This window comes from Devosia sp. (genome assembly GCF_040509215.1).
In the GTDB taxonomy this organism is placed as follows: domain Bacteria; phylum Pseudomonadota; class Alphaproteobacteria; order Rhizobiales; family Devosiaceae; genus Devosia.
In genome coordinates, this window is sequence record NZ_JBEVLL010000295.1 from 1 (window position 1) to 3,743 (window position 3,743).

General features: G+C 63.5%; 3 protein-coding genes. 1 reads left to right on the forward strand and 2 read right to left on the reverse strand.

Annotated features, from left to right (window positions below):
- Nucleotides 1-1,637 (reverse strand): sensor domain-containing diguanylate cyclase (locus tag ABW043_RS16385; RefSeq protein ID WP_353922266.1); only part of this gene is annotated, 1,637 nt, incomplete at its 3' end.
- A 102-nt stretch (nucleotides 1,638-1,739) separates the two neighbouring features.
- On the reverse strand, nucleotides 1,740-2,621 hold the full coding sequence (locus ABW043_RS16390; protein WP_353922267.1) for a helix-turn-helix domain-containing protein: 882 nt from the start codon (nucleotides 2,619-2,621) through the stop codon (nucleotides 1,740-1,742).
- Nucleotides 2,622-2,806: 185 nt separating this feature from the next.
- On the opposite strand from ABW043_RS16390, the gene ABW043_RS16395 reads away from it, so the two are divergent.
- The coding region (locus ABW043_RS16395) for an ABC transporter substrate-binding protein (RefSeq protein ID WP_353922268.1) at nucleotides 2,807-3,743 on the forward strand (937 nt) is incomplete at its 3' end.

Here is a 3,743-nt window from a genome sequence, read left to right on the forward strand (position 1 = left end):
CGCAATTGCTTGCGCCGGATCGCCTGGCGCAGTTCGGCCTCCATCCGCCGGCGTTCGCGCAATTCCTGGTCCATCTCGGTCGAGTAATTGGCCGTGATCCCCCTGCCGGTGGACTTTGCCCGATAGAGTGCAATATCGGCGCAGTGGCGCAAGGCGTCCCCATTCTCGCCATCGTCGGGATAGAGCGCGACGCCAATGCTGACGCCGACCGACATGGGATTTGTCTGCGGGTTGAAATCGCGTTTGAAAGCGCGCTGGATGTTCCTTGCCAGTTGATCGGCCGCCTTGGGTTGGCTCTGGCCAACCTGCACGATGATGAATTCGTCGCCGCCAATCCGGGCAATGGTATCCACGTCATTGATGCATTCGCGCAGGATCGCGGCGACGGTCTTCAACACCTGGTCGCCCGCGCTGTGTCCGAAAAGATCATTCACCGCCTTGAAGCGATCAAGGTCGAGCGCCAGCACTGCCAGCGAGGCATTTGAACGGCCCGCGACCGATATCGCCCGTTCGAGGCGCTGATTGAGCAAGGTCCGGTTGGCCAGCCCCGTCAGCGGGTCATGATTGGCAAGATGTTCGATCTGGCGCTGGGCCTGCCGCGTCGCCGTCAGGTCGCGCACCGCCAGCACCTGTGTCGGCCGCCCGCGATATTCCACCGTTCGAACCGTGAATTCCAAGCTCCGCTCCTGCGGCCCATCAACCAGCGTCGCCTCGGCGATCCCCGCGCGATTGCCCAGAACCTTCTGTCCGTCAGTCGGCAGCAGCAGCTTTTCCGGATCCATCCCGGTCATGGCCGAAACCGGTCCATCGAAGGCGACGATCTCGCGAAACCGCGCATTGAGGTCGATGATGCGATTGTCCCTCACGATGGCCACGCCCTCGATATAGGCCTCGGTCATGCCGCGCAGGTCCGTGAGATAGCGGTCGAGCAATACCGCCGCGACGCTGCCGCAGGCGGTGATGGCGGCGATCGCGCAAATGGCGCCCACCAGCCAGATGCGGCTCGTGTCATCCACCCCATGCGCCGAAATGCCGGTATCGACGACAAAGCTTGAAGCAGCCATGTCGCCAAAGTGCAGCACCACGATGCCGGCCGCAACCAGCAGTCCGGGTGCCACCTGCCGCAGTCCCTTTACCCCGCTCCGCTGCCCGGCATAGGCGAGCCAGAAAACGGCGATGGCGGCAGTGACGGCGCCAATCATCAACCCAAAATCATAGGCCTGCCGGGTCAGCCCCTGCATGGCCATCATGCCCAGGAAATGCATGGCGGCAACGGTGCCGGCGAGAACGAGAGCCGCAAGGATAGCGCCAGCCCTGGATTTGCTGCCCAACAGCCGCAGGCTTTCGAGCACACCACCAACGGCGACAAGCGCCGAAATGGAGGTCACCAGCCAGTCGAAATTCACCGTGACCGAACCGTGATAGGCGAGCATGGCGACAAAGTGCGTCGCCCATATTCCAAGGCCGCCGACGCTAGCCGCCGCAATCAGCCAGAGCGGCTTTCGGGCCTCCGCGCATTCATCGACCCGCCGGAGCAGCAGGAATATGACCTGGATGGACGACAAGCAGATTATCGCCGCCAGCAGGAACGTTACTGTGTCATGCTCCAGTACAATGCAATCCAGCAGCTTCAGCATGAAGACACCCCGTGTCGATATCGTAATGCTGGGCTTGATCTGTTAATTTACACATAGTTTTCCGGTCGGAATAACTACTTGCACGTCAAATATGCAGCCTCGTCATGGCCAGGCCGCATAAGACCCATCGCGCCGCCCCTGCCTCTGCGCGGCCTGCTGCCGGAAGCGTCCCGGCGAAATCCCCTTCCGCTGCGAAAAGAACCGGCTGAAATAGCCCGCATCCCGAAATCCCAGCGCGTCGGCCACTTCCCCCACCTGCATGGCCGAACGCTCCAGCAGCGCCTCGGCATCCTCCAGAAGTCGCCGGTGCACAAGATCGAGCGGCGTCACCCCCGTCGCCCGCTTGATCGCGGTGTTCAGCCGGTCGGTGGTGATCCCCATCGCCCGGGCATAATCCGCCACGCGCCAATGCCGCCGCGCATTGAGTTCCACCAGTTGCAAAAACCCCTGCACCAGCATGCGCGGCGAACTCTGCGGCGGCCGGACGCTTCCGCCGCCCAACCGCCAGAATGCAATCAGGACCAGGCACAGCCGGCTCATCACCGCCTCGCGCATCCCCGGCAGGTCTTCGAAAAGTTCTTCGCTCAGCGCCGCAATGTCGGCGCCAATGCCCCGCGCCGCCTTGCCCTCAAGCGGCACGCCCAGAAGTGGCCGTTCCATGCCCTCGCGCAACGGCCCGGCAATGGCGGTTGCCGGCACAACCCGGGCCAATGCTCCGTCCGAAACCGTCAGCGCCGCACCGCGCGCACCCGCCGCGAGCCGCACCTGTCCGCCCATGCCCCCCGGCAACCAGATGAGGCACGGCCCGCTGACCGTCGCAGTGGTCTGCCCCAGCCGCACCTCGCCCGTCCCGGCACTGAGCAGGAACCCATGCGCCGAGCGCGCCGCCCGATCCCCCGTAAAACTCCATTCGCTCGCCGAAAGACTTCCCGTCAGGTCCGTCACCTCGACATCCGGCCCCTCGACCCGCGCCCCCTGATGCACGTCAATCTCCTCCAAAACGCCAGTAAAAATACAAAACTCTCTCAGTTTTGTCCATTTCGCTCGGGTCAAACCCAGCCTAGCGTTTGTTCAGGGTCGGAACCGGACACCCAAAATCGCCGAAAAGGCAGGGGTCTGGAGCCGAATTTTTGGGAAGCGCCCGCCGGGAGCGGGCATGGGAGGACGACATGACGAATCTGTCTCGTAGAACGCTGCTGCAAGCCATGGGCACCGGCGCGCTGGCCACGGCTCTCGCCAGCCTGCCCACCTTTGCGCAGGACCGCACCGCCATCCGCATCGGCTATGCCGTGTCGAAAACCGGCGCCAATGCCGGCGGCGCCGGCATCTCCACCATTCCGAATTACCTGCTCTGGGTCGACGACGTGAACAAGGCCGGCGGCCTTGAACTTTCAAAGCTCGGCGTCACGCTCCCCCTCGAAGTCACCGAGTATGACGACCGTTCTTCCGCCGAAGAAACCGTCCGCGCCATCGAGCGCCTCGCGACGCAGGACAATGTCGATTTCATCCTGCCGTCATGGGGCACCGGCTCCAACCTTGCCGCTGGCCCGACCTTCGACCGCTTCCAGTTCCCCCAGCTCGCCGGCACCGCCGTCACCGACATGGCCCCGCAACTGGTCCAGCGCTGGAAGAACTCCTTCTGGTTCCTCGGCGGCGGCCACGACTATGCCAATGCGCTGGTTGACCTCCTCGTCAAGCAGCGTGATGCCGGAGCGATAAACAACAAGGTCGCCATTGCCTCGGTGGCGGACGGCTTCGGCATCGACCTTTCCAAGGCCGCGACGCCCGCTTTCCAGGCCGCCGGCTTCGAGCTCGTCTACGACAAGACCTATCCGCTCGGCACGTCGGACTTCGCGCCCATCATCAACGAAGTCTCCGGCCTCGGCGTCGATACCTTCGTCGCCTTCTCCTATCCGCCCGACACTTTCGCGCTGACCCAACAATCGGTCGTCGCCAATTTCAGCCCAAAAATCTTCTATCTCGGCGTCGGCACCGCCTTCCCGATCTATCCCAATGTCGCCGGTCCCAACCACAATGGCGTCATGGGCGTCGGCGGCATCGACCCCGATAGCGAAGCGATCGCCGCTTACTTCGAGCGCCACACTG